This is a genomic window from Pseudomonas sp. IT-P100 (assembly GCF_949767185.1).
Taxonomy (GTDB): Bacteria; Pseudomonadota; Gammaproteobacteria; order Pseudomonadales; family Pseudomonadaceae; genus Aquipseudomonas; species Aquipseudomonas fluorescens_B.
This window is the reverse complement of record NZ_CATKQK010000022.1, coordinates 400,461-425,013: the sequence shown is the minus strand read 5'-3', so window position 1 is coordinate 425,013 and position 24,553 is coordinate 400,461. Positions and strand designations below refer to the sequence as shown.

Genomic DNA, 24,553 nt, shown 5'->3' with positions numbered 1-24,553 from the left:
GGCATTAATGGACGACTTGCCCATAGGGCCGATGCTCGCTGTAGTGGCCCTGTTGATTTTATGGGCGGGGCTGTTCACCGCCATCGAAGCGGCACATCAGCACTTGCTGGCCCAACGCACGGCCTCGCGCGCCAGTGACAAGCCGGTGGCGAGGCTGAGTTTTCCGCTCAACAGCCTGATTTTCTGTAACACCCTGTGCCGCGCGCTAGTGGTGGTCATCAGCACCTTGCTGGCGATTTTCACCTGGGCCGAAAATGGTCCATGGGCGGCTTGCGTCGGCGCCGGCGTGATTCTTCTGATATTCGCCGACTACCTGCCTCGCACCCTCGCCAGCCGCTACCCTGACGCGATCCTGTCCCTGGGCAACACCCTGCTCGGCGCACCACTGAAAATCATTTACCCGGCCGCCTGGCTACTCAATGGCACCAGCCAGTTGCTGATGCGACCGTTTGCGCGCAAAGCCAACGTGGTGCAGCAGAGCGAAGACGAAACGCCGAATGATCGTCGCGACGACCTTGAACACCCTGTCTGTCGCCCGCATCCGGTGGCGGGCATCCATGCGCTGGACAACATTACGGTCAACGACATTCTGGTGCCGCGCAGTGATGTCGACGGAATCAACCTCGACGACTCGATCGAAGAGATCATCGAACAGCTGCGGGCCAATCGGCGCACGCGCCTGCCGGTTTTCCACAGCGACATCAATCAGGTCGAGGCGGTGCTCAACACCCGACAGATCCGCCACCTGCTGCCCGATGGCCAACTCACTCGCGAAGCACTGCTGGCCGCGTGTCACGACCCGTATTTCGTACCTGAAAGCACGCCACTGCAGCTGCAACTGCTGAATTTCCACAAGCAACAGCGCCGCCTGGGCATGGTGGTCGACGAGTACGGCGAGGTGCTGGGCATCGTCACCCTGGAAGACATTCTCGAAGAAATCGTCGGCGAATTCGAAAGCCAGCACAGCCTGCACAACCCGCACATTCATCCGCAGGCCGACGGACGCCTGGTGATCGATGGTGCGGCATCGATTCGCGACCTGAACAAAAGCCTCGGCTGGCACTTGCCCAGTGATGGCCCGAAAACCCTCAACGGGCTGGTGACCGAGGCGCTGGAGACGATTCCGGACAGCGCGGTGTGCCTGAAGATCGGGCGTTACCGGCTGGAGATTCTGGAGACCGAGGACAATCGCGTCACTCGGGTTTTGATCTGGCATACCAGCTCAGTGCCGGTTGTCATCTAAGGCCTGACTCAGACCTCCGTGGCGAGGGAGCTTGCTCCCGCCGGACTGCAAAGCAGACCCAATCACAACAGCAGAATTATCCTGATAAAACGCATCCAGCCATTTTGCGGCCGCTGCGCGCCCGAGCGGGAGCAAGCTCCCTCGCCACGAAAGCCATCACCCGCCTCTGGCCCTTGTTTGATCGTTAGCCTCCTTCCTATAATCGATCCAGCTTACCCAAGCCCCGCCCCACCCCCGTGCTACCCGCACTTCGCTTCAAACCCACATCCCTGGGTGTTTGACCATAATAATTCGCTCCACTGGGGCACATGACTGTCAGGGATAACCGCATGACGACCAGCACGACTTACACCGAAACCACGCCCGCCCAACCGACCAACTCCGCCACCCGCGTGGCGACCGCGAGTTTCATCGGCACCGCCATCGAGTTCTACGACTTCTACGTGTATGCCACTGCCGCTGCGTTGGTGATCGGGCCGGTGTTCTTTCCGCAGACCTCCGGCACCGCCCAGATGCTCTCGGCGTTTCTCACCTTCGGTATCGCCTTCCTGGCTCGACCGCTGGGCTCCGCGCTGTTCGGCCACTTCGGTGACCGCATCGGGCGCAAATCGACCCTGGTCGCCTCCTTGCTACTGATGGGCGTGTGCACCACGCTGATCGGCGTGCTGCCGGGTTACGACAGCATCGGAGCCTGGGCGCCGATCCTGCTCTGCGTGCTGCGCTTCGGCCAGGGTTTGGGGCTGGGCGGCGAATGGGGCGGCGCGGCATTGCTGGCGACGGAGAATGCGCCCAAGGGCAAGCGCGCCTGGTTCGGCATGTTTCCACAGCTCGGCCCTTCGATCGGCTTTCTCGCCGCCAACGGTTTGTTCCTGACGCTGGCAATGACTTTGGACGATGAACAGTTCCGTTCGTGGGGCTGGCGAATTCCGTTCCTGCTCAGCGCCGCCCTGGTGATGGTCGGCCTGTATGTACGCTTGAAACTCCACGAAACCCCGGTTTTCGCCAATGCCATGGCCCGTCAGGAACGGGTCAAGATCCCCCTGGTCGAGCTGTTCAGCCAGTATTGGGCACCGATGCTGTTGGGCGCGGGCTCGATGGTGGTGTGCTATGCGCTGTTTTACATTTCGACGGTGTTTTCGCTGAGTTATGGCGTGTCGACGCTCGGCTACACCCGTGAAACCTTCCTCGCGCTGCTGTGCTTCGCCGTGCTGTTCATGGCCGCTGCGACGCCGTTGTCGGCATGGGCCAGTGACCGTTACGGGCGCAAACCGGTACTGATCATCGGGGGAGTTCTGGCGATTCTGTCCGGATTCTTGATGGAGCCGCTGCTGACCCAAGGCTCGACCTGGGGCGTGGCGCTGTTCCTGTGCATCGAGTTGTTTCTGATGGGCGTGACGTTCGCGCCGATGGGGGCGCTGCTGCCGGAGCTGTTTCCGACACACGTGCGCTATACCGGCGCGTCAGCGGCCTACAACCTGGGCGGCATTGTCGGAGCCTCGGCAGCGCCGTTCTTTGCGCAGAAGCTGGTGGCGATGGGCGGTTTGAGTTATGTCGGCGGGTATGTGTCGGGGGCGGCGGTGCTGAGTCTGATTGCGGTGCTGTGCCTGAAGGAGACGCGTAATAACGATTTGAATCGGGTTGCCTGAATCGGAAGCATCGCCAGCAGGCTGGCTCCCACAGGGTTATTGTGGTCACAGATTTGTGTAGACCAATTTTCCATGTGGGAGCCAGCCTGCTGGCGATAGTCGCGCCTGGGTTTACAGCTCTACAACAACAGCCTGAGAAGCACGGGTCGCTTTAGCGCGAGCAGCCTCGATCGACTCATCCCGCGCCAGCGCCACACCCATCCGCCGCTGGCCATTCACCTCAGGCTTGCCAAACAGACGCAACGCCGTATCCGGCTCGCTCAACGCAGCACCCAGATTGGCGAAGGCGGTCTGGGTCGATTGCCCTTCCACCAGGATCACTGCCGAAGCCGAAGGCCCGAACTGACGGATCAATGGAATCGGCAGCCCCAGAATCGCCCGCGCGTGCAGCGCGAACTGTGACAGGTCCTGAGAAATCAGGGTCACCAGGCCAGTGTCGTGCGGACGCGGCGAGACTTCGCTGAACCACACCTGATCGCCTTTGATGAACAGCTCGACGCCAAACAGACCACGACCGCCCAAGGCTTCAGTGACCGCTTTGGCCACACGCTCGGATTCCGCCAGGGCAACCGGGCTCATGGCTTGCGGCTGCCAGGATTCCTGGTAGTCGCCCTTCTCCTGACGGTGACCGACCGGCGCGCAGAATGTGGTGCCACCGACGTGACGCACGGTCAGCAGGGTGATTTCGTAGTCGAAGTCGATGAAGCCTTCGATGATCACGCGACCTTTACCGGCGCGACCGCCTTCTTGTGCGTAGTCCCACGCGGTTTTCACATCGTCGGTGCTGCGCAGCAGGCTCTGGCCTTTGCCCGACGAACTCATGACCGGCTTGACCACGCACGGGAAACCCAGATCCTGAACGGCCTTGCTGTAATCCTCGAACGTGTCGGCGAAGTAGTATGGCGACGTCGGCAAGCCCAGCTCTTCAGCCGCCAGGCGACGGATGCCTTCACGGTTCATGGTCAGTTGCGCGGCGCGCGCGGTCGGGATCACGGTGAAGCCTTCGGCTTCCAGTTCGACCAGGGTCGCGGTGGCGATGGCTTCGATTTCCGGCACGATGAAGTGCGGTTTCTCGGCTTCGATCACTGCACGCAGGGCGGCGCCGTCGAGCATGTTGATCACATGGCTGCGATGAGCGACTTGCATGGCCGGCGCGTTGGCGTAACGGTCGACGGCAATCACTTCAACGCCCAGGCGTTGCAGCTCGATTACCACTTCCTTGCCCAACTCACCACAGCCACACATCAATACGCGGGTCGCGGTTGGCGACAATGGAGTTCCGATACGGGTCATCTCAGGTCCTCAAAGGAGCGGATCATCGAGGGAGCAGTGCCTGGCACGCTTCCCATGGGGAGAAAGCGCGGCATTTTACATGAACCTGAGGGTTTGGCTTCAGCTGGCGACAGCCTGTTTGCGCAAGCGCCAGGCCATGATCAGCCACACTGCGGTCACGCCGGCGAACTTCGAACCCATGGCGGTGAGGATCACGGCCGGGGTGAAGGCGTCGATCATGCCGAAAAAGATGAAGGTATCGAGGGGAATGCTCAGGGCCGAACTTATCCACAGGCGGTCGTGCAGCGGACGCTTGGTGATGCTGAATACCAGCCAGTCGATGCATTCGGACACAGCGAAGGCCGTGGCACTGGCCAGTGCGATGGAAGGATCGGACGTGACGTACGACAGCACCAGCGCCGCCAGCATGGCCACGATCGCACCATGGCCGAAGCGGGTTTGCACCATGTCGCGCAGCACAAACACCAAACCGCCCCAGGCGGACCAGATGATGTCCAGGTGCGGCGCGGTGGAGAAGGCGTAGTTGATCAGTACGACGCTGCTGATGTAGGCGATCAGGAAGAACATGGGGCGGGGGGATACCTGTCAATTTGGCGCACAGATTACCATCTCGGGTTTACAAATAACCTGTGGTGAGGGCGCTTGCTCCCGCTGGGGCGCGAAGCGGCCCTGAAATCAGAGAATGCGGTGTCAGAGATCGTTTGGGGCTGCTTCGTAGCCCAGCGGGAGCAAGCTCCCTCGCCACAAGGACCTCGTTGAGCAAAGAAACCAACAAGGCTCAGGAATCGGATTTGGAAGGCAGCATCCAGAGCAATCCGCTGGACTTGGCCCGTTCATGGCACAACCCTAACACCACCCGGCGCTCTTCGTTGCTCATCCGGCTCCAGCGCGTGATCTCTTCCACGGTGCGCTGACACCCGGTGCAAATGTCATCGTCGTCCAGCGCACAGATATTCACGCAGGGCGATAGGACCGGGCGTTCTGGCGTGCTCATTCTTCCTGCTCGACCAGATCGCGGGCATAACGCTGCGAGTTATGCACATAGTGCGCAGCGCTGGCCTCCAGCATTTTCTTTTGCGGCTCGGTCAGTTCGCGCACGACCTTGCCGGGCGAGCCCATGACCAGCGAACCGTCCGGGATTTCCTTGCCCTCACCGATCAGAGAGTTGGCGCCGATGATGCAGTTCTTGCCGATCTTCGCACCGTTGAGAATCACCGCATTGATGCCGATCAGACTGTAATCACCCACGGTGCAGCCGTGAAGCATGGCGTTGTGGCCGATGGTCACACCGGTGCCGATGGTCAGCGGGTAGCCCATGTCGGTGTGCATCACAGTGCCGTCCTGGACGTTGCTGTTCTTGCCGATCAGGATCAGTTCATTGTCGCCACGCAACACGGCGTTAAACCAGACGTTGGCGCCCTCTTCCAGTTTGACCTTGCCCACCAGCACGGCATTGGGGGCGACCCAGCTCTGTGGATGGGTCTCGACGCGGGCGTCGCCCAGGCGGTATTTCATCTTGTTGTCCTCAAGGCTCAGGCAGCCGCGTCTCACGCCATATGATGGCTTCAGGTGTTGATAAAATTCTTGGGCGGCTGGTGCAGGCTGATTTTGGCGTCATAGAGCAGGTTGATCAACTCGACGATCATGATCGCCGTCAGGCCCCAGATCTTGTACTCGCCATAACGATAACTCGGCACGTACCAGCTGCGGCCCTGGTAATCGATGCGGTGGGTATGTTCACGAGGGTCCTTGCGGAAGAACTCCAAGGGAACACTGAACACCGCAGCGATCTCGGCGTCGTTGGCCAGGTACTCGACGAAATCCGGAATCACGCCGACATAAGGGGTGACCTTGATGCCGTGCAGGGAGATCAGCGGGCTCAACGGGCCGATCACTTCGACCAGCCCCGGCGGCAAGCCGATTTCTTCTTCGGCTTCGCGCAGTGCGGTGAAAATCAGGTCAGGGTCTTCGGGGTCCCGTCGTCCGCCCGGGAAGGCGACTTCACCGCCATGGGTCGAGAGCCCGCTGGCGCGCAGGGTCAGAACCAGTTCCGGTTCATCACTGCGAGTAATGGGCACCAGTACCGCAGCCTCAGGGAAACGCTTGTCGGTTTCCAGTGTGCGGGGGGTGTGGTTGCTTACTCGATGCAGTATCTCGTCCAGCATGAGTCTTCTCGATTTATTCTCTACCTCGCATCATGCACCAATCACATCGACCGCCCAACCCCCGAACTGCCGCGTGTCGCGAAACGACAACTTGCCGACAGACACCGCCGCACGCCAAGATAGGCGCAGCATTCAGGAACCCAAGCATGAAATTTTGCAGTCAGTGCGGCAACCCGGTGGCCCAACGCATTCCGGAAGGCGATTCGCGTCTGCGTTTTGTCTGTGACAGTTGTCACACCATTCACTACCAGAACCCCAATATCGTCGCCGGCTGCGTGGCGACCTGGGGCTCGAAAGTGTTGCTGTGCCGACGCGCCATCGAGCCACGGCTCGGTTACTGGACCCTGCCCGCCGGTTTCATGGAGAACGGCGAAACCATCGAGCAGGCGGCCATTCGCGAAACGGCTGAAGAAGCCTGTGCGCGGGTGCGCAACCTGAGCATCTATACGCTCATCGACGTGCCGCACATCAGTCAGGTGCATGTGTTCTTCCGCGCCGAACTGGTCGACCTGGATTTTTCCGCCGGCCCCGAGAGCCTGGAAGTGGGACTTTTCGACGAAGCTGACATCCCGTGGTCCGACCTGGCTTTCCGCACGGTGGGCCGTACCTTAGAATGCTTCTTCGCTGACCGGCGGACCGAGGTCTACCCCGTACGGTCCGAGTCGATCCCGCCGCTTGCTCAGCCTGCCATTACTTGATTTCAATTCGGAACTTCTGCAGGTCGCCAAAAGATCGCAGCCTGCGGCAGCTCCTGCAAAGACATCTATAACTAATATAGTCGCGACACTCTTAGGGATATCGTTTCAATGCGCTGGTTGCTTGCCCTGTTTTGCCTGTCGTTCGCTGTCGTGTCCCAGGCGTCCACCGTGGTCACCCTGGATGGCAAATCCATCGAAAAAGTACTGGTGCTCAAATCCGCCCATCAATTGCAATTGATCGCCGACGGCAAACCGCTGCGCACCTACCGCATTTCCCTGGGCAAACAGCCCAAGGGTGCCAAGCTGATGGAAGGCGACAAGCGCACGCCCGAGGGGTTTTACTGGGTAGACTGGCGCAAGGTCAGTGACCGGTTCAACCTGGCGATGCACATTTCCTATCCGAACGTCAGCGACTCTGCCCGCGCCCGGCGCGAAGGCGTCGAGCCTGGTGGCATGATCATGATCCACGGCACGCCCGACACCTACGACTACCCGGAAAACCTGTTCCACACGCTGGACTGGACCGACGGCTGCATCGCCATGCGCAACATGGACATGCGTGAAGTCTGGGGGTTGGTGCCTGACGGCACGATGATCGAAATCCGCCCGTAACCCCTGTGGCGAGGGAGCTTGCTCCCGCTGGGCTGCGAAGCAGCCCCAAATTCTGTCTGACACCGCATTTTCTGGTTGTAGGGCCGCTTTGCGACCCAGCGGGAGCAAGCTCCCTCGCCACAGTGGATCGCATCGCTGGCGGCTTCGTGTTCTGACCGCTACCTTCGGTCGCCTTCGAAAAATAAATTCAAAAGATCGCAGCCTTCGGCAGCGCCTGCAGGGTAGATACCATTCCCCCCCGCAGGCGCTGCAGAAGGCTGCGATCTTTGCTTTAAAAAAACCCACCCCTAATACCACTTGAAACCAAAGCGCATTTACGCCGCACAACGGGGCGGGCCTCCCCACGTCCAGAGCAAAGTACTGGCATTGACATGGTATTTAAGTGGTATTAGTTTTCGCTGCACTACCGGGCGACAACATTCCAATATCCGCATCGGACACCTCACATGAATGACCTCCAGGCACTCCGTCCTGACGACACCCAGCCCACGCCGCTGTACCTGCAACTGGCGCGCAATCTGGAAGCGGCGATCCATGCCGGCCAGTGGAAAGCCGAGCAGGCGATGCCGTCGGAGCGCAACCTGAGCGAACTGCTGGGCATCTCCCGCGTCACCGCGCGCAAGGCGTTGGAGGTTCTGTTCGATCAAGGACTGATCCGTCGCAATCAGGGCTCCGGCACGTTCATCACCCCACGCCTGGAACAACCGCTGTCGCGCCTCTCGGGTTTCAGCGAGATGTTGCGGCTCAAGGGTTTTGTCCCCGGCTCGCAATGGCTGGAGCGTGAAATCACCCCGCCGACCCACGAAGAACTGATCCGCCTCGGCCTGTCACCGAATGACAAGGTCGCGCGGCTCAAACGCCTGCGCAAAGCCGACGACACGGTGATGGCGATCGAGATGAGCACCCTGCCCGCCTCGATCATTCCCCAGCCGCAAGCCGTGGGCGATTCCCTTTACGAATACCTCGACGGCATCGGCAAACCGATCGTCCGCGCCTTGCAGCACATTCAGGCGATCAACGCCTCGGACGAATTCGCCGCGCTGGTCGGCATCGCCCCCGGCACCGCCATGTTGCTGATGACCCGGGTCGGCTACCTCGAAGACAACACGCCGATCGAAGTCACCGACACCTATTGCCGCAACGACTACTACGACTTTGTCGCAGAGCTTCGTAGATAAAGCGCTTCGCTGCTCAAACCGAGAACCGATCATGCCCGAAGACAACATCCTCACCGCCGGCGGCTGGATACGCGGCCGGCTGATTCACGAACACGGCAAGGTCGTGTCGATCCAGGGCGAGCCCTGCGATCCGGCAGACAACGACCTGCCTTACCTGCTGCCAGGTTTCATCGACCTGCACGTTCACGGCGGCGGCGGCAAAGACATCATGGAAGGCGCGACCGCCTTCGAAACCATCACCCGGACCCACGTACGTTTCGGCACGACATCGCTGCTCGCGACCACCATGACCGCGCCAAGCGAAGAGATTTCGAGCGTGCTCAAAGCCGTCGGCGAATTCTGTGAGCGACGTCCCGGCGGCAGCGCCCGGGTGCTCGGCGTGCATCTGGAGGGCCCGTACATCAACCCCGGAAAACTCGGCGCCCAACCGAATTTCGCCCACACCGCGTTGATGGCCGAAGTCGAAGAGTACCTGGCGCTGGCGCCGATCCGCGTCATCACCATTGCCCCGGAAATCGCCGGCCATGACGCCTTGATCCGTGCCCTCAGCGCTCGCGGCGTGCGCATGCAAATCGGTCACACCCTCGGCAGCTATGAGGAAGGCGTGGCGGCGCTGAACGCCGGCGCGACCAGCTTCACCCACCTCTACAACGCCATGAGCCCGCTGCACCACCGCGAACCCGGCATCGTCGGCGCGGCGCTCGCCCATGCCCAATATGCGGAACTGATTCCGGACTTGCTGCACGTGCACCCCGGTGCGATGCGGGTGGCCCTGCGTTCGATCCCGTGCCTGTATTGCGTCACCGATTCCACCGCCGCTGCCGGCATGCCCGACGGTGAATACAAACTCGGCAGCCACACCGTGACCAAATGCCTGGGCGGCGTGCGCTTGCCCGACGGCACCCTGGCCGGCAGCACGCTGACCATGGATCAGGCCTTGCGCAATCTGGTGAAGATCGGTTTGCCGATCAGCGAGGCCTCGCAACGTCTTTCGCAATTTCCCGCCGACTACCTCGGCCTCACTGAACGCGGACGCCTGCAACCCGGCGCCTGGGCCGACTGCGTGCGGCTTGATCGCTCACTCACACTGACCGCCGTCATGGTCGAAGGAGAAGACATTGACTTCAAAAATGCTTGAAGAGGCGCTGTCCTCGTTCGAAGCCGTGCAAGCGCAATTGCAGCAGCTCGACCCGCAGATGATCGAGATCGCCGGACGCCTGCGCCGTCAGCCGCCGCAAGTGGCGATGACGGTCGCTCGCGGCAGCTCCGACCATGCCGCCAGTTACTTCGCCTACCTGACCATGCAGCAACTCGGGATTCCCGTGGCGTCGATGCCGATGTCGGTGGTGACCATGCAGCAAGCGCCCTTGAAGGTCAGCGGGCAGGTGGCGTTCGCGTTCTCGCAGTCCGGTCAGAGTCCCGATCTGGTCAATAGCCTGCGCTTGCTGCGCAAGCGCGGCGCCTTGAGCATTGCCATGGTCAACGCCGAGAGCTCGCCGCTGGAAGCCGCGTGTGAGTTCAGCCTGCCGCTGTGCGCAGGGACGGAAAGCAGCGTCGCCGCGACCAAGAGTTTTATCGCCACCCTCAGTGCCAGCGCCCGCCTGATCGCGCACTGGAAACACGACGAGGAATTGCTGGAGGCCGGCCTTGCGCTACCGGACGGTTTGCGCGAGGCCGCCCGACAGGACTGGAGCCTCGCCATCGATGCACTGCGCGACTGCCAGCGTCTGATGGTGATCGGTCGGGGTGCCGGTTTTGCCATCGCCCAGGAAGCGGCGCTCAAATTCAAGGAAACCTCGGCGATCCAGGCTGAAGCCTTCAGCAGTGCCGAAGTCCGTCATGGGCCGATGGCGCTGATCAACGAGAACTATCCATTGCTGGTGTTCGCCCCACGCGGCGCCGAACAGGCGGGTTTGCTCAGCCTCGCCGCCGACATGCGCCAACGCGGCGCCTGTGTGTTGCTGGCCGCGCCGGATGACATCGCCGAACGCGACCTGACCCTGACCCGCGCCGAACACCCCGCCCTTGACCCGATTCTGGCGATCCAGAGTTTCTATGTCATGGCCGCCGGTTTGGCAGTCGCCCGTGGCATGGACCCGGATCAGCCACGGCATTTAAGCAAAGTGACGCGCACGCACTAAGCGAAGAACCGCATTTTTAATGAGACCGAGCCATGCACAACAATAATAAAGAGCTGACCCTCAGCGCCCCGCTCAGCGGCCCGGTGCTTACACTTGCCAAAGTCCCGGACCCGGTGTTCGCCAGCGGCGCCATGGGCGACGGTATCGCCATCGATCCGCTGAACGACACCCTTCATGCGCCCTGCGCCGGCGTGGTGGTGCATGTCGCCCGCACCGGCCACGCCATCACCCTGCGCGCCGACAACGGTGCCGAACTGCTACTGCACCTGGGCCTCGACACCGTCGAGTTGCAGGGCGAAGGGTTCTCGATGCTGGTCAAGGAAGGCGCACGGGTCAGCAACGGCCAACCGCTGTTGCGCTATGACCTGGACAGGGTCGCGCAGCAGTGCAAAAGCCTGGTCAGCCTGATGATCCTGACCAACAGCCAGGACTTCCAGGCCCGGCCGATCACGCTGAAATCAGTGAAGGTCGGCGAGCCGTTGCTGCACATCATTCGTCGGCAGGCACCGGGGGCGCAGGCTGAAACGGATTTGTCCGGGGAAGCGTTTGTCGGCCACATTCGTATCGCGCATCGCGGCGGCCTCCACGCTCGCCCGGCAGCGTTGATTCGCCAGACCGCTCAGGGTTTCAAAAGCAAATCGCAGCTGCACTTCGCCGGTAAATCGGCGACCTGCGACAGTCTGATCGGGCTGATGGGCCTGGCCGTCGGCGAGCAGGATGAAGTGCAGGTCAGCTGCCAGGGCACGGACGCCGAAGCGGCGCTACAAGCGTTGTTGATCGCGTTATCCACCGCGCTGGCCGAAGACAGTCACTCGGTTGCGCCAGCACCGGTTGACCGACGCAACCGGACGGCTGAAGCGGGTGTACTGCATGGTGTCTGCGCCGCTCCCGGCCTGGTCAGCGGGCCATTGTTTCGCTTGAACGCCATCAGCCTGCCGATGGATGCCGGCAGCCACGTCCCCGCACAACAACTGCATGCCCTCGATACCGCGCTGACCGTCGTGCGCAGCGAAATCGGCAGCACCCTGGCCCAAGCCAAAAAGCACAAGCGTACCGACGAAGAAGCGATTTTCGCTGCCCACCTCGCGCTGCTCGAAGACCCCGCGCTGCTGGATGCGGCGAACGCCTCCATCGACCGGGGCATGGCCGCGACGCACGCCTGGAGCCAGTCGATCGACCTGCAATGCGAGGTGCTTGCGCAACTCGGCAGTCCGCTGCTGGCCGAACGCGCCAACGACCTGCGCGACCTCAAGCAACGGGTGCTGCGAGCCTTGCTCGGCGAAACCTGGCATTACGAAGTACCGGCCGGCGCCATCGTCGCCGCCCATGAACTGACTCCATCCGATCTGTTGCAACTGAGCCATCAAGGCGTCGCCGGGGTGTGCATGGCCGAGGGCGGGGCAACGTCCCACGTAGCGATTCTCGCCCGCGGCAAAGGCTTGCCGTGCATGGTCGCGCTGGGTTCGACACTGCTGGATCAGCAACAGGGCCAAGCGGTGGTGCTGGATGCCGACAGCGGTCGCCTGGAACTGCTGCCGACTGCCGAACGTTTATCTCAAGTGCGTCAGGCACAACTCGACCATCAGCAGCGCCGCGCCGAGCAACAAGCCCAGGCACATCACCCGGCATTGACCCGCGACGGCTTGACCATTGAAGTCGCCGCCAATGTCGCTTCCAGCACTGAGGCCGCCGACGCGCTGGCCCATGGCGCCGATGGCGTCGGCCTGCTGCGTACCGAGTTTCTGTTTGTGGACCGCAACACCGCACCGGACGAAGAAGAACAGCGCAGCGCCTATCAAGCCGTGCTCGACGCCATGGGCGAGAAGTCGGTGATCATCCGCACCATCGACGTGGGTGGCGACAAGCAACTCGACTATTTGCCGCTCCCCGCCGAAGCCAATCCGGTGCTCGGTCTGCGCGGCATTCGCCTGGCGCAGGTCCGCCCGGAAATCCTCGATGAGCAACTGCGAGCGCTGCTGCACGTCAGCCCGCTGTCGCGCTGCCGGATCCTGCTGCCGATGATCACCGAAGTCGACGAGCTGCTGCACATCCGCCAGCGCCTCGACGCCTTGTGCTCTGAACTGGGTGTGAGTGAACGCCCGGAGCTGGGGGTGATGATCGAAGTCCCGGCCGCCGCGTTGCTGGCCGAGCAATTGGCCGAGCATGCGGACTTCCTGTCCATCGGCACCAACGACCTGTCGCAATACACCCTGGCCATGGACCGCGACCACGCGGGTCTCGCTTCGCGGGTCGATGCGATGCACCCAGCGCTGCTGCGCTTGATCGCTCAGACCTGCGCCGGTGCGGCGGTGCATAAGCGCTGGGTCGGCGTGTGCGGTGCGCTCGCCTCTGACCCGCTGGCCACGCCGGTCCTGATCGGCCTGGGCGTCAGCGAGCTGTCGGTCAGCCCGGTGCAGGTTGGCGAAATCAAGGACCGCGTCCGTCACCTCGACGCCGCCGAATGCCGACGCATCAGCCAAAGCCTGCTCAAGCTGAGCAGCGCCGCAGCTGTGCGTCATGCCTGTCACCAGCAATGGCCTCTGAGCTGAACAACAAAAAGAATCCAGGGAGATCCGCCATGTACCAATATTTCATCGAAGGCCTGCAACGCCTCGGCCGGGCGCTGATGCTGCCGATCGCGATCCTGCCGATCGCCGGCCTGTTGCTGCGTCTGGGCGACACCGATCTGCTGAACATCGCAATCATCCACGACGCCGGCCAGGTCATCTTCGCTAACCTGGCGATGATCTTCGCCATCGGCATCGCGGTCGGTTTTGCCAAGGACAACAACGGCACCGCCGGCCTCGCCGGGGTGATTGGCTACCTGGTGATGATCTCCACCCTCAAGGTGCTCGACGCGAGCATCAACATGGGCATGCTCGCCGGGATCGTCAGCGGCTTGATGGCGGGCGCGCTGTACAACCGCTTCAAGGACATCAAGCTCCCGGAATACCTGGCGTTCTTCGGCGGTCGGCGTTTCGTGCCAATTGTCACCGGGTTCGCCGCTGTCGGCCTGGGCGTGGTTTTCGGCTTGATCTGGCCACCGATCCAGCACGGCATCAACAGCTTCGGCACCTTGATGATGGAGAGCGGCAGCTTCGGCGCTTTCATCTTCGGCGTGTTCAACCGCCTGCTGATCGTCACCGGGCTGCACCATATCCTCAACAACATGGCGTGGTTCGTCTTCGGCAACTTCACCGACCCGACCACGGGCGCGGTCATCACCGGCGACTTGACGCGCTACTTTGCCGGTGACCCGAAAGGCGGCCAGTTCATGACTGGCATGTTCCCGGTGATGATCTTCGGCCTGCCCGCCGCCTGCCTGGCGATGTATCGCAACGCCTTGCCGGAACGGCGCAAAGTCATGGGCGGGATTTTCCTGTCGATGGCGCTGACCTCGTTCCTGACCGGCGTGACCGAGCCGATCGAATTCGCCTTCATGTTCCTCGCGCCGCTCTTGTACCTGCTGCATGCGCTGCTGACGGGGCTGTCGATGGCGATCACCAACCTGCTGAACATCCACCTCGGTTTCACCTTCTCCGGCGGCTTCATCGACATGATTCTCGGCTGGGGCAAATCCACCAACGGCTGGCTGGTGGTTCCGGTCGGGTTGGCGTATGCGGTGATCTATTACGTGGTGTTTGATTTCTGCATTCGTCGGTTCAATCTGAAAACGCCGGGCCGTGAAGAGGTCGCCACGGCCGAGAAAGCGGTGGTGGCCGAAAACGAACGGGCCGGGGCGTACATCAAGGCGCTGGGTGGTGCGCAAAACCTGATCACCGTGGGGGCCTGCACCACCCGGTTGCGGCTGGACATGGTCGATCGCACCAAGGCCAACGATGCAGAGTTGAAAGCCCTGGGCGCGATGGCCGTGGTGCGCCCGGGCAAGGGCGGGAGTTTGCAGGTGGTCGTCGGGCCGATGGCCGACAGCATTGCCGACGAAATTCGCTTGGCAATGCCGGCGCTGGGCCGCGCGGTGATTTCCACGCCGCCAGCCGCGATTGACGCGCCTGCACCGGCCGCCGTGGCGACGCCGGAAGCACAGCAATGGCTGAACGCGCTGGGTGGCGGGGATAACGTGCTGCAGATGGATTGCGTGGCCATGACCCGGATTCGCCTGCAACTGGCGGATGGCAAGGCGCTCTCAGAGTGTGATTTGAAGGCGCTGGGTTGCCAGGGGGTCAGTCAATTGGAGGGCGGCGTCTGGCATCTGTTGGTTGGCGACAGGGCCGCGAGTCTGAGTGATGCACTGGAGGTATTGGTCAATCGCAGCGAGGTGAGCGCCAAGGTTTGAGCGGAACTGCCACGTTTATTATCGAATCCGCATGACGCAACGGAACGGAACGGAACGGAACGGAACGGAACGGAACGGAACGGATGACACCGCTGAGGGATACGCGCAGCGGTGTCTTTTTACCCCGACAGACTTGATGCTTCAGTCCATCATCAATTACTTCAATGTAAAAGTGCGGCTTTGCTTTTCATCCAAATGGACAAAATGGAACTGCGCGGTATAGCGCCCTGCCTTTAGTGGAATGGTAGTCACTGGAAGTTGTCCATCCGGACTGCTGAAGCTGAATTTACGATCACCAACCTCCACATAAACTTCTTCGTCGGATTTCGTCGTACCACTAAAACTTACATCGCCTGCAGGGGCAGTGGCGCCGTCAGGAATTTCCTTCCCGTTGGAATCGTGCATAGAAATTGAATTTTTGGTAGCCATGGTAAGAGTCCTTGAATGTTTTATATGGAAGCCGTATCAAATCCTTTGCTTACATTTCTAACAACTGTCAGAAGTAACAGGATGGGATCATTTTCCGATACACGGTATGCAGTGACTAACCTCAGAGAGAGGCACCGATTCACGATTCATCACCCAGCCAAAAATCAGCCTGTTCAAACCTGAACGCCGATCACGAAATACCCGCTGACAATCGCCTGCCATTGAAACCACCCCCCACCTGCCCCATCTAAGACCCATACCCCATTGCGCAGGTGCCCCATGAGCGACCAGCAAGAATTCCCCGAAGACCCGAGCGAGTACGCCGACCCCGAGAACGCCGAACACCACTCCACCGGCAAAGGCCTCGCCCTGCCCGGCCAGAACCTGCCGGACAAGGTCTACATCATCCCGATCCACAACCGCCCGTTCTTCCCGGCCCAGGTGCTGCCGGTCATCGTCAATGAAGAACCGTGGGCTGAAACGCTGGATCTGGTGAGCAAATCCGATCACCACTCCCTGGCCCTGTTCTACATGGACACGCCCCAGGAAGACCCGCGTCATTTCGACACCTCGGCCCTGCCCCTCTACGGCACGCTGGTCAAGGTGCATCACGCCAGCCGCGAAAACGGCAAACTGCAATTCGTCGCCCAGGGCCTGACCCGCGTGCGCATCCGCACCTGGCTCAAGCACCATCGCCCGCCGTACCTGGTGGAAGTCGAATACCCGCACCAGCCGACCGAGCCGACCGATGAGGTCAAGGCCTACGGTATGGCGCTGATCAACGCGATCAAGGAACTGCTGCCGCTCAACCCGCTGTACAGCGAAGAGCTGAAAAACTACCTCAACCGCTTCAGCCCCAACGATCCGTCACCCCTGACCGACTTCGCCGCCGCCCTGACCTCGGCGACTGGCAGCGAGTTGCAGGAAGTGCTCGACTGCGTGCCGATGCTCAAGCGCATGGAGAAAGTCCTGCCGATGCTGCGCAAGGAAGTCGAGGTCGCGCGTCTGCAAAAAGAGATTTCCGCCGAAGTGAACCGCAAGATCGGTGAGCACCAGCGCGAGTTCTTCCTCAAGGAACAACTGAAGGTCATCCAGCAAGAGCTGGGCCTGACCAAAGATGACCGCAGCGCTGACATCGAACAGTTCGAGCAGCGTCTGGAAGGCAAGGTCCTGTCGACGCAAGCGCAGAAGCGCATCGAGGAGGAAATGAACAAGCTGTCGATCCTCGAAACCGGGTCGCCGGAGTACGCGGTCACCCGCAACTACCTCGACTGGGCCACCTCGGTGCCATGGGGCGTGTACGGCGAGGACAAACTCGACCTCAAGCACGCGCGCAAGGTCCTGGACAAACACCACGCCGGCCTGGACGACATCAAGGACCGCATCCTCGAATTCCTCGCGGTCGGTGCCTATAAAGGTGAAATCAGCGGCTCCATCGTGCTGTTGGTGGGTCCGCCCGGCGTGGGCAAGACCAGCGTCGGTAAATCCATCGCCGAATCCCTTGGCCGGCCGTTCTATCGTTTCAGCCTCGGCGGCATGCGCGACGAAGCCGAGATCAAGGGCCACCGCCGCACCTACATCGGCGCGCAACCGGGCAAACTGGTGCAGGCGTTGAAAGACGTCGAAGTGATGAACCCGGTGATCATGCTCGACGAGATCGACAAGATGGGCCAGAGCTACCAGGGCGACCCGGCCTCGGCGCTGCTGGAAACCCTCGACCCGGAACAGAACGTCGAATTCCTCGACCACTACCTGGACCTGCGTCTGGACCTGTCGAAAGTGCTGTTCGTCTGCACTGCCAACACCCTCGATTCAATCCCCGGCCCGTTGCTGGACCGGATGGAAGTGATTCGCCTGTCGGGTTACATCACCGAAGAAAAAATCGCCATTGCCAAGCGCCACTTGTGGCCCAAGCAACTGGAGAAGGCCGGCGTGTCGAAAGGCAGCCTGGCCATCAGTGACAGTGCCTTGAAAGCCCTGATCGATGGCTACGCCCGTGAGGCCGGGGTGCGCCAGTTGGAAAAACAACTGGGCAAACTGGTGCGTAAAGCCGTGGTGAAGTTGATCGACGAACCAAAAGCAGTGATCAAAATCGGACCGAAAGACCTCGAAGCCTCACTCGGCCATCCGGTGTTCCGTAACGAGCAAGTGCTGTCGGGTACCGGTGTGATCACAGGCCTGGCCTGGACCAGTATGGGCGGCGCGACCCTGCCGATCGAAGCGACGCGGATTCACACGCTCAACCGGGGCTTCAAACTCACCGGGCAACTGGGCGACGTGATGAAAGAGTCGGCGGAAATCGCCTACAGCTATGTCAGCTCCAACCTGAAGTCGTTTGGCGGGGATCCGAAGTTCTTCGACGAAGCCTTCGTCCACCTGCACGTCCCGGAAGGCGCCACTCCGAAAGACGGCCCAAGTGCCGGCGTGACCATGGCCAGTGCCTTGCTTTCGCTTGCACGCAATCAGCCGCCGAAAAAAGGCGTGGCCATGACCGGCGAACTGACGCTGACCGGGCATGTCTTGCCGATTGGCGGGGTGCGTGAAAAGGTCATTGCGGCGCGGCGGCAGAAAATTTTTGAATTGATCTTGCCGGAGCCTAACCGTGGAAGCTTTGATGAGTTGCCGGATTACCTGAAGGAAGGGATTACCGTGCATTTCGCCAAGCGTTTTGCGGATGTGGCGAAAATTTTGTTCTGACAGGATGTTCGCCATCATGCATGCACTGCAAGTGTGCTGGCGAACTACTCTTATTCCTAATAAAGCTAAGTAACTGTCAGATGTGACAGTTACCTCCTATTGAATTGATCGCCAAACTCCAACTCGACAATGGCTCACTATCAAAAGGAATTAGCACATGACGGTAGATGAAATCAGCCCCGCTGCCCAGGACCTGTTCGCCGTAGATGGCAGGATGAAATTCAGCGCCGGCCGGATTGCAGTCGACTCACCTGATTTGGAGTATCGTCTTTTAATCCCGGACGAAACAACGATTGCGGGTTTTCAGAACCGGGGCTTACCTGGCGAAAAGCAACTGTCGTTTACTTTCAGCAAAGACATCAAGAGTGGCACTCACACCCTCGGGGAAGAGGGATCACCGTTCCGTGCAGCGAACTTCCATGAAAGGCTTAACGATATACTGGGCCCTAAATCCCTCGAGCATTACAAAGCAATCGAAGGCAAAGTAGTCCTGACCGTTTTGGGCAACTTGCCTTATCAAATGGATTATCTGGTCAACTCCTTCGAACTCACCGTAGAGTCGTTGACGACCGGTAAAACCTTCGGGATTTTAGGAAATTTTCTAAGTCAAATGACTTACTCCTCTGCGAAGTAGACCTGACTGCACATCTACGGGCGCTAAACAGGTACCAGAGGATCGCGCCCGTAGCTCCTCCCGTCACAATTTGTCTCATCTTCAGTTATGCTCGCCGTTCGTCGTGAATGCCGGAGCCACTGACCTTATGTCCCCCACCCGCTTGTTTGTCCCCCTCGCCCTCGCTTTGCTGGCCGCCTGCGCCACGCAACCGAAACAGAACGTGACCGTGGAAAAACAAAGCGAATGCCCGGTGAAACTCACCAGTGGGCAAAACCTGATCCTGACCCTGCCGAGCAACCCGACCACGGGTTACCGTTGGGCGATCCAGGATTCGGCCGGTGGCGTATTGCGCTCGCTGGGGCCGGAGGTGTATCGCAACCCGGAAGATGCCGGTGTCGTGGGTGCGGCCGGCGTATCGACCTGGCGCTTTCAGGCGTTTGCCGCCGGTTCGGGGCGCTTGCGCCTGACTTCTCAACAGCCTTGGGCCCCGGAAGTGCCGGCGGTGGAAACCTTCGACTGCGCGATTTCGGTTAACTGATCGTGGGCTGGCTGATTCTGGCGCTGATGGGCGCGGTGACTTTTCTCTACGGCCTGAGCGTGCATGCTGCGTTGCTTTGCCTGCTGGTCAAACCGCTGCCCGTGCTGGCCTTGCTCGGCTGGCTGCACGACGCGCCGCCCAGCGAATATCGGCGCTGGATCAGCCTGGGCCTGATTTTTTCCCTGCTTGGCGATGTGTTGCTGGCGTGGCCGGGGGATTTGTTCGTGTTCGGCCTCGGGGCGTTTTTGGTCGCGCATCTGGCGTATCTGAAAGCGTATTTGAGTGATTGCCGACGATTGGCGGTGTTGCCATTGATCCTCGCGCTGGGCGTTGGCGCTTTGCTGCTGGGGATTTTGATTGCCAATGGTCTGGGCCCCCTGCTGATCCCGGTGATTGTCTATGGCCTGGCCATCAGTGCGATGCTTTGGCGGGCGCTGGCTCGCCTGGGCACCGATGTGCCCAAACGCTCGGCGCTGCTGGCGGCGGCCGGTGCGCTGGCGTTTGTGTTTTCCGATAGCGTGATTGGCATCAATCGATTTGTCGCGCCGTTTCATGCCGCGCCCTACGTGATCATCCTCAGCTATTGGCTGGGGCAATGGGGGATTACGGCGTCGGCGTTTTCTCAAAAACAACGCTGATCCCTGTGGCGAGGGAGCTTGCTCCCGCTCGGCTGCTCAGCAGTCGCAAACCCGGCTACTCCGGTGCATCGATTGAAACGCGATTGAATGGTTTTGGGGCTGCTGCGCAGCCCAGCGGGAGCAAGCTCCCTCGCCACAACAGCCCTTTCACCACTCAAACTGCATGAGCCAGGCGGTTTATCAGACAACCCGCGCATCCCCGCGCCAAGTTGGCTAAAATGCCGGCCTTTTCCACCTACGCCGCTGGAACCGCCGTGAGCAAAGAACCCGATCGCCTTTTCGCCCAGCCTTTGGCCCAGGTGCCCGACTTCGCCTTTAACGAGGACGTGGTGCGGGTGTTCCCGGACATGATCAAGCGCTCGGTGCCCGGCTATCCGACCATCGTTGAAAACCTCGGCGTGCTCGCTGCGCAATTCGCCCAGCCCAACAGCGTGCTCTACGACCTCGGCTCGTCCCTCGGCGCAGTGACTCAGGCGTTGCGCCGTCACGTGCGCACCGATGGCTGCCGCGTCATCGCTGTGGATAACTCCGTGGCGATGGTCGAGCGCTGCCGCGAGTACCTCAACGGCCAGGATTCGATGTTCCAGGAATTGCTGCCGGTCGAAGTGATCGAAGGCGACATCCTCGCTTTGCAATTCCAGCCAGCTTCGGTAGTGGCGCTGAACTTCACGCTGCAATTCATCGCCCCCGAGCAGCGTACCGCGCTACTGAGTCGCATCCGCCAATCGCTGTTACCCGGCGGCGCGTTGATCCTCTCGGAGAAGCTGCGCTTCAACGACCCCGAAGAGCACGCGCTCCTCACCGACCTGCACGTCGCGTTCAAACGCGCCAACGGCTACAGCGAACTGGAAATCGCCCAGAAGCGTAGCGCCATCGAAAACGTCATGAAGCCCGACAGCCTCGAAGAACACCGCGAGCGCCTGCTGGCCGCCGGGTTTTCGAAAGTCGTGCCGTGGTTCCAGTGTCTTAACTTTGCCTCGTTGATTGCCTTGCCATGATTGATCTGTCCCCTCTCGCCCGCCGTCTGGCCGGCACACCGCTGGCCGACTGGGCCAATACCTTGCAAGCGCAACTCGACAAGAAAATGGAAAAGGGTCATGGCGACCTTGAGCGCTGGCAAAGTGCGCTGGACGCCTTGCCGAAGATCCAGCCGAGCGAGGTCGACTTGCTCAACGGCCTGAGCCTGGACACAGATTGCGACGATGCAACCCGTGCGCAAATGCGTACGGCGCTGATGGGTTTGTCGCCGTGGCGTAAGGGTCCGTTCGATCTGTTTGGCGTTCACGTCGACACTGAATGGCGTTCGGACTGGAAGTGGTCGCGCGTTGCTCCGCATCTGGACCTGAAGGGCAAACGCATCCTCGATGTCGGTTGCGGCAACGGATACTACATGTGGCGCATGCTTGGCGCCGGTGCAGACAGCGTGATCGGCGTCGATCCCAATTGGCTGTTCTTCTGCCAATTCCAGGCCGTTCAGCGCTATTTGTCCGAGCCCAATGCCTGGCACCTGCCCTTCCCCTTCGAAGACCTGCCACCAGAGCTCGAAGGCTTCGACACGGTGTTTTCCATGGGCGTGTTCTATCACCGCCGCTCACCGATCGAGCATTTGCTGGCCTTGAAGGACTGCCTGGTCAAGGGCGGTGAACTGGTGCTGGAAACGCTGGTGATCGAAGGCGATCAGCAGCAGGTGCTGGTGCCGGAAGATCGTTACGCGCAGATGCGTAACGTGTGGTTTTTGCCGTCGGTGCCGGCGCTTATGCTCTGGTTGCGGCGTGCCGGCTTCACGGACGTGAAGTGCGTGGATGTCAGCGTGACGACCGTCGAGGAACAGCGCGGGACGGAGTGGATGAAGTATCAGTCGTTGAGTGATTTCCTCGATCCGGAAGACCACAGCAAGACGATTGAAGGGCTGCCGGCGCCGATGCGTGCTGTCATCGTCGCCCGCAAGTAAACACCAGCTCCCTGCCACTGGAGATCAAAATGTGGGGCTTGCTCGCGAAAGCGGTGGATCAGTCAACAGATCTGTTGAATGTTAATCTGCATTCGCCAGCAAGCCCCCAGATTAGTTTTGTGTTGAGTCTGAAGGCTTGGCTCTTCGGGCCTTGAAGAACTCGCTCAAAACCGCCCCGCATTCTTCCGCCAACACACCGCCCTCATACAACACCCGATGATTCAAAAAGCCTTGGGTGAAGAACTGTCCCTGGCTCTGCACAATCCCCGCCTTGGGCTCCAGCGCGCCATACACCACCCGCGCAATCCGCGAATGCACGATCAGCCCGGCGCACATGCTGCACGGTTCAAGCGTCACGTACAGCGTACTGCCCGGCAGGCGATAATTGCTGGCCGCCAACGCTGCGGCGCGGATGGCGACCATCTCGGCATGCGCACTCGGGTCGTTGCCGCTGATCGGGCAATTGAAGCCGCGACCGATGATTTCACCGTCCTGCACCAGCACCGCGCCCACCGGCACTTCACCCAGCGCCGCGCCTTGAGCAGCCAGCGCCAGGGCTTCACGCATGAAGTCGCGATCACGACTGCGGTCAATGATCGCCGCGGGACGAATCTGTCGCATCACGCCACCTCGATGGCGGCCATCAGGCCGGTTTCCATGTGGTCGATCACATGGCAATGGAACATCCACACCCCAGGGTTATCCGCCACCAGCGCCACTTGTGCACGCTCGTTCTTGCCCAGCAGGTACGTGTCGGTGAAATACGGGATGACCTTGTGCCGGTTCGAGGCAATGACCTTGAAGCTCATGCCGTGCAGGTGAATCGGGTGCTGATACTGAGTCATGTTTTTCAATTCGAAAATGTAGCTCTTGCCCTTCTCGAGTTTGGCAATCGGGCGGTCGGCGCAGGTCTTGTCGGTGATGTCCCAGGCCTTGCCGTTGATCTGCCACAGGCTTGGCGGCTTGCCGTTGTCGACGTTGACCGACACCGAGCCGACCCATTCGAAATTGAAGTTGAGTTTCTCGGCATTGGCCAGGTCCGGCTCGGCCACCGGGTTGGCGGGCAATGCGGGCGGCCACTGGGTCGGTGCATCGCTGTTCGTCACTGAGCGGAATGTGCCCAAACGCACCGGGCCGTTGCGCAGTGATAATTCTTCGCCGGCCGGCGGCGCCTTGATCGCCAGGCAAATACGCATGCCCGGGCCAAGCCAGTACTCCTTGCCCAGCGGACGTGGCTCGACAGGATTGCCATCCAGCGCGTAGATCTGCGCTTCGACGCCGGGGATGTTGAGGCGATAGGTCAGCGTATTGTCGAGATTGAGCAGACGCACGCGGGTGATCTGCCCGGCGGGCAAGTCGATCACCGCTTGCGCGACACCATTGATGGTCGACAGGCGCCCCGCCGTGCCGCCTCGGGCCGCCTCGCGAGGAATACTGAACGCGACGAACGCACCTTCTTCATCAACGTGCCAGCTCTTGAGGCTCAGGGTCTTTTCGTACTTGAAACCGGTCGGCTCGCGTTCTTCGACGATCAATGGGCCAACCAGCCCGCGACCGAGTTCTTCGCTGCTGTTCACGTGCGGGTGATACCAATAGCTGCCGGCATCCGGCACGCGGAATTTGTAATCGAAGTATTCACCCGGTAGCACCGGCAGTTGCGACACGTAGGGCACGCCATCCATTTCCAGCGGCAAACGGATGCCATGCCAGTGAATGGTGGTCGCCACCGGCAGGTGATTGATGAAACGCACCCGCAGCCATTCACCCTGACGAACCCGCAACTCGGTGCCCGGCGCCGATGGGCCGAACGCCCAGGCTTCGGTCTTGTGCCCGGCCACCAGTTCGACGTCCAGCGGCGCGGCGATCAGCTCATAGTCGTGGCCCGCATCGGCATCGGCCATCTTGCCCAGCCAGTACCGCGACGCGCCCCCCGCACCGACGCCAACGACAACAAGACCGGCCAGGCCACCGAGGATTTGGCGACGGGTAAAGGACATGAACTCAACTACCTCACGTATCAGCGACAGGTCCGCAGACCTGCAAAAGGCGAATACGATACACCTGCGGATGAGAAACAGTAAGGGCGACCGAGAGACGCACATCATCGGTGGCGAAAGATCGGTTATGGCTGAAGGCCAATGATCAGGTGCACCACCCCGCCCTCCAGCATCATGACGCCGGGCACACCGGCCAGATTCAACGCCTGCCTGTTCATCCGCGCCACGTCGCGCAATTCCACGCGAACCCGGGTCAGCGCCACAGGCTGCTGCGACGTGAGGTTATCCACACCACCCAACGCGGCCACCACATTCGCTGCCAGGCCAGGCGCCGATGGCACAGCCACCTTCGGTTCATCCACGATCAGATCCGGCGTCAAGGCTTTCCAGAATGCCTGCTGCATTTTCTCGAACATG

General features: G+C 60.9%; 24 protein-coding genes. 15 read left to right on the top strand and 9 right to left on the bottom strand.

Going from position 1 to position 24,553, the window contains the following annotated elements; genetic code table 11:
• The first annotated feature begins 7 nt into the window (after positions 1-7).
• Both ACM6IQ_RS18110 and ACM6IQ_RS18105 read left to right on the top strand, forming a co-directional pair.
• Complete coding sequence (locus tag ACM6IQ_RS18110; protein ID WP_414879470.1) at positions 8-1,243, top strand: transporter associated domain-containing protein; 1,236 nt, start codon at positions 8-10, stop codon at positions 1,241-1,243.
• A 329-nt stretch (positions 1,244-1,572) separates the two neighbouring features.
• Positions 1,573-2,889, top strand: a complete 1,317-nt coding sequence (locus ACM6IQ_RS18105) for an MFS transporter (RefSeq protein WP_017340270.1) — start codon at positions 1,573-1,575, stop codon at positions 2,887-2,889.
• Between the two features lie 111 nt (positions 2,890-3,000).
• On the opposite strand, the gene purT is transcribed toward ACM6IQ_RS18105, so the two are convergent.
• From purT to ACM6IQ_RS18080, 5 genes are all read right to left on the bottom strand, one after another.
• The gene (gene purT, locus ACM6IQ_RS18100; RefSeq protein ID WP_414879469.1) at positions 3,001-4,182 is read right to left on the bottom strand and encodes a formate-dependent phosphoribosylglycinamide formyltransferase; all 1,182 of its coding nucleotides are present in this window, start codon (positions 4,180-4,182) and stop codon (positions 3,001-3,003) included.
• A 99-nt stretch (positions 4,183-4,281) separates the two neighbouring features.
• Positions 4,282-4,749, bottom strand: a complete 468-nt coding sequence (locus ACM6IQ_RS18095) for a preQ0 transporter (RefSeq protein ID WP_017340272.1) — start codon at positions 4,747-4,749, stop codon at positions 4,282-4,284.
• A 211-nt stretch (positions 4,750-4,960) separates the two neighbouring features.
• Positions 4,961-5,176 (bottom strand): DUF1289 domain-containing protein, encoded by a 216-nt coding sequence (locus ACM6IQ_RS18090; protein WP_414879468.1) that lies wholly within the window; start codon positions 5,174-5,176, stop codon positions 4,961-4,963.
• On the bottom strand, positions 5,173-5,697 hold the full coding sequence (locus ACM6IQ_RS18085) for a gamma carbonic anhydrase family protein (RefSeq protein WP_007954617.1): 525 nt from the start codon (positions 5,695-5,697) through the stop codon (positions 5,173-5,175). The genes ACM6IQ_RS18090 and ACM6IQ_RS18085 overlap by 4 nt, the downstream gene beginning before the upstream one ends.
• Positions 5,698-5,747: 50 nt before the next feature.
• Positions 5,748-6,347 (bottom strand): CoA pyrophosphatase, encoded by a 600-nt coding sequence (locus ACM6IQ_RS18080; RefSeq protein WP_017340274.1) that lies wholly within the window; start codon positions 6,345-6,347, stop codon positions 5,748-5,750.
• Positions 6,348-6,493: 146 nt separating this feature from the next.
• Between ACM6IQ_RS18080 and ACM6IQ_RS18075 the strand changes: the two genes are divergently transcribed.
• The 7 genes from ACM6IQ_RS18075 to nagE all read left to right on the top strand — a co-directional run bounded on the left by ACM6IQ_RS18075 (position 6,494) and on the right by nagE (position 15,270).
• The gene (locus ACM6IQ_RS18075; protein ID WP_017340275.1) at positions 6,494-7,045 is read left to right on the top strand and encodes an NUDIX hydrolase; all 552 of its coding nucleotides are present in this window, start codon (positions 6,494-6,496) and stop codon (positions 7,043-7,045) included.
• 108 nt (positions 7,046-7,153) lie between these two features.
• Entirely contained in the window at positions 7,154-7,657 is a 504-nt protein-coding gene (locus ACM6IQ_RS18070; protein ID WP_017340276.1) for a L,D-transpeptidase family protein, read from the top strand.
• A gap of 446 nt (positions 7,658-8,103) precedes the next feature.
• Positions 8,104-8,835, top strand: a complete 732-nt coding sequence (locus tag ACM6IQ_RS18065) for a GntR family transcriptional regulator (protein ID WP_017340277.1) — start codon at positions 8,104-8,106, stop codon at positions 8,833-8,835.
• A 31-nt stretch (positions 8,836-8,866) separates the two neighbouring features.
• Positions 8,867-9,973: an N-acetylglucosamine-6-phosphate deacetylase gene (gene nagA / locus ACM6IQ_RS18060; protein ID WP_414879467.1), complete on the top strand. Its 1,107-nt coding sequence runs from the start codon at positions 8,867-8,869 to the stop codon at positions 9,971-9,973.
• Entirely contained in the window at positions 9,966-10,976 is a 1,011-nt protein-coding gene (locus tag ACM6IQ_RS18055; RefSeq protein ID WP_414879639.1) for an SIS domain-containing protein, read from the top strand. The genes nagA and ACM6IQ_RS18055 overlap by 8 nt, the downstream gene beginning before the upstream one ends.
• 32 nt (positions 10,977-11,008) lie before the next feature.
• The gene (ptsP, locus tag ACM6IQ_RS18050) at positions 11,009-13,525 is read left to right on the top strand and encodes a phosphoenolpyruvate--protein phosphotransferase (RefSeq protein WP_414879466.1); all 2,517 of its coding nucleotides are present in this window, start codon (positions 11,009-11,011) and stop codon (positions 13,523-13,525) included.
• Positions 13,526-13,554: 29 nt separating this feature from the next.
• Complete coding sequence (gene nagE / locus ACM6IQ_RS18045; RefSeq protein WP_017340281.1) at positions 13,555-15,270, top strand: N-acetylglucosamine-specific PTS transporter subunit IIBC; 1,716 nt, start codon at positions 13,555-13,557, stop codon at positions 15,268-15,270.
• A gap of 156 nt (positions 15,271-15,426) precedes the next feature.
• Here the strand turns inward: nagE and ACM6IQ_RS18040 are convergent, their stop codons facing one another.
• Entirely contained in the window at positions 15,427-15,699 is a 273-nt protein-coding gene (locus ACM6IQ_RS18040; RefSeq protein WP_414879465.1) for a hypothetical protein, read from the bottom strand.
• Between the two features lie 279 nt (positions 15,700-15,978).
• On the opposite strand from ACM6IQ_RS18040, the gene lon reads away from it, so the two are divergent.
• The 6 genes from lon (at position 15,979) to cmoB (ending at position 22,139) form a co-directional block, all read left to right on the top strand.
• A complete protein-coding gene (gene lon, locus ACM6IQ_RS18035) occupies positions 15,979-18,396 on the top strand; it encodes an endopeptidase La (protein WP_414879464.1) in 2,418 nt (805 codons plus the stop codon).
• A gap of 157 nt (positions 18,397-18,553) precedes the next feature.
• Complete coding sequence (locus ACM6IQ_RS18030; RefSeq protein ID WP_017340283.1) at positions 18,554-19,030, top strand: hypothetical protein; 477 nt, start codon at positions 18,554-18,556, stop codon at positions 19,028-19,030.
• A gap of 127 nt (positions 19,031-19,157) precedes the next feature.
• Entirely contained in the window at positions 19,158-19,550 is a 393-nt protein-coding gene (locus ACM6IQ_RS18025; protein ID WP_017340284.1) for a protease inhibitor I42 family protein, read from the top strand.
• Between the two features lie 2 nt (positions 19,551-19,552).
• Complete coding sequence (locus ACM6IQ_RS18020; RefSeq protein ID WP_017340285.1) at positions 19,553-20,188, top strand: lysoplasmalogenase; 636 nt, start codon at positions 19,553-19,555, stop codon at positions 20,186-20,188.
• A 218-nt stretch (positions 20,189-20,406) separates the two neighbouring features.
• Positions 20,407-21,186 (top strand): carboxy-S-adenosyl-L-methionine synthase CmoA, encoded by a 780-nt coding sequence (cmoA, locus tag ACM6IQ_RS18015; RefSeq protein ID WP_017340286.1) that lies wholly within the window; start codon positions 20,407-20,409, stop codon positions 21,184-21,186.
• On the top strand, positions 21,183-22,139 hold the full coding sequence (cmoB, locus tag ACM6IQ_RS18010; RefSeq protein ID WP_017340287.1) for a tRNA 5-methoxyuridine(34)/uridine 5-oxyacetic acid(34) synthase CmoB: 957 nt from the start codon (positions 21,183-21,185) through the stop codon (positions 22,137-22,139). The genes cmoA and cmoB overlap by 4 nt, the downstream gene beginning before the upstream one ends.
• Positions 22,140-22,250: 111 nt before the next feature.
• Here cmoB and tadA read toward each other — a convergent pair whose 3' ends face one another.
• The 3 genes from tadA to ACM6IQ_RS17995 all read right to left on the bottom strand — a co-directional run bounded on the left by tadA (position 22,251) and on the right by ACM6IQ_RS17995 (position 24,552).
• On the bottom strand, positions 22,251-22,760 hold the full coding sequence (gene tadA, locus ACM6IQ_RS18005) for a tRNA adenosine(34) deaminase TadA (protein ID WP_017340288.1): 510 nt from the start codon (positions 22,758-22,760) through the stop codon (positions 22,251-22,253).
• Positions 22,760-24,136, bottom strand: coding sequence for a multicopper oxidase family protein (locus ACM6IQ_RS18000; RefSeq protein WP_414879463.1), 1,377 nt, complete (start codon positions 24,134-24,136; stop codon positions 22,760-22,762). Before ACM6IQ_RS18000 ends, tadA begins: the two co-directional genes overlap by 1 nt.
• Before the next feature lie 125 nt (positions 24,137-24,261).
• Positions 24,262-24,552, bottom strand: a complete 291-nt coding sequence (locus ACM6IQ_RS17995; protein ID WP_414879462.1) for a PTS glucose transporter subunit IIB — start codon at positions 24,550-24,552, stop codon at positions 24,262-24,264.
• Between the last annotated feature and the right edge of the window lies 1 nt (position 24,553).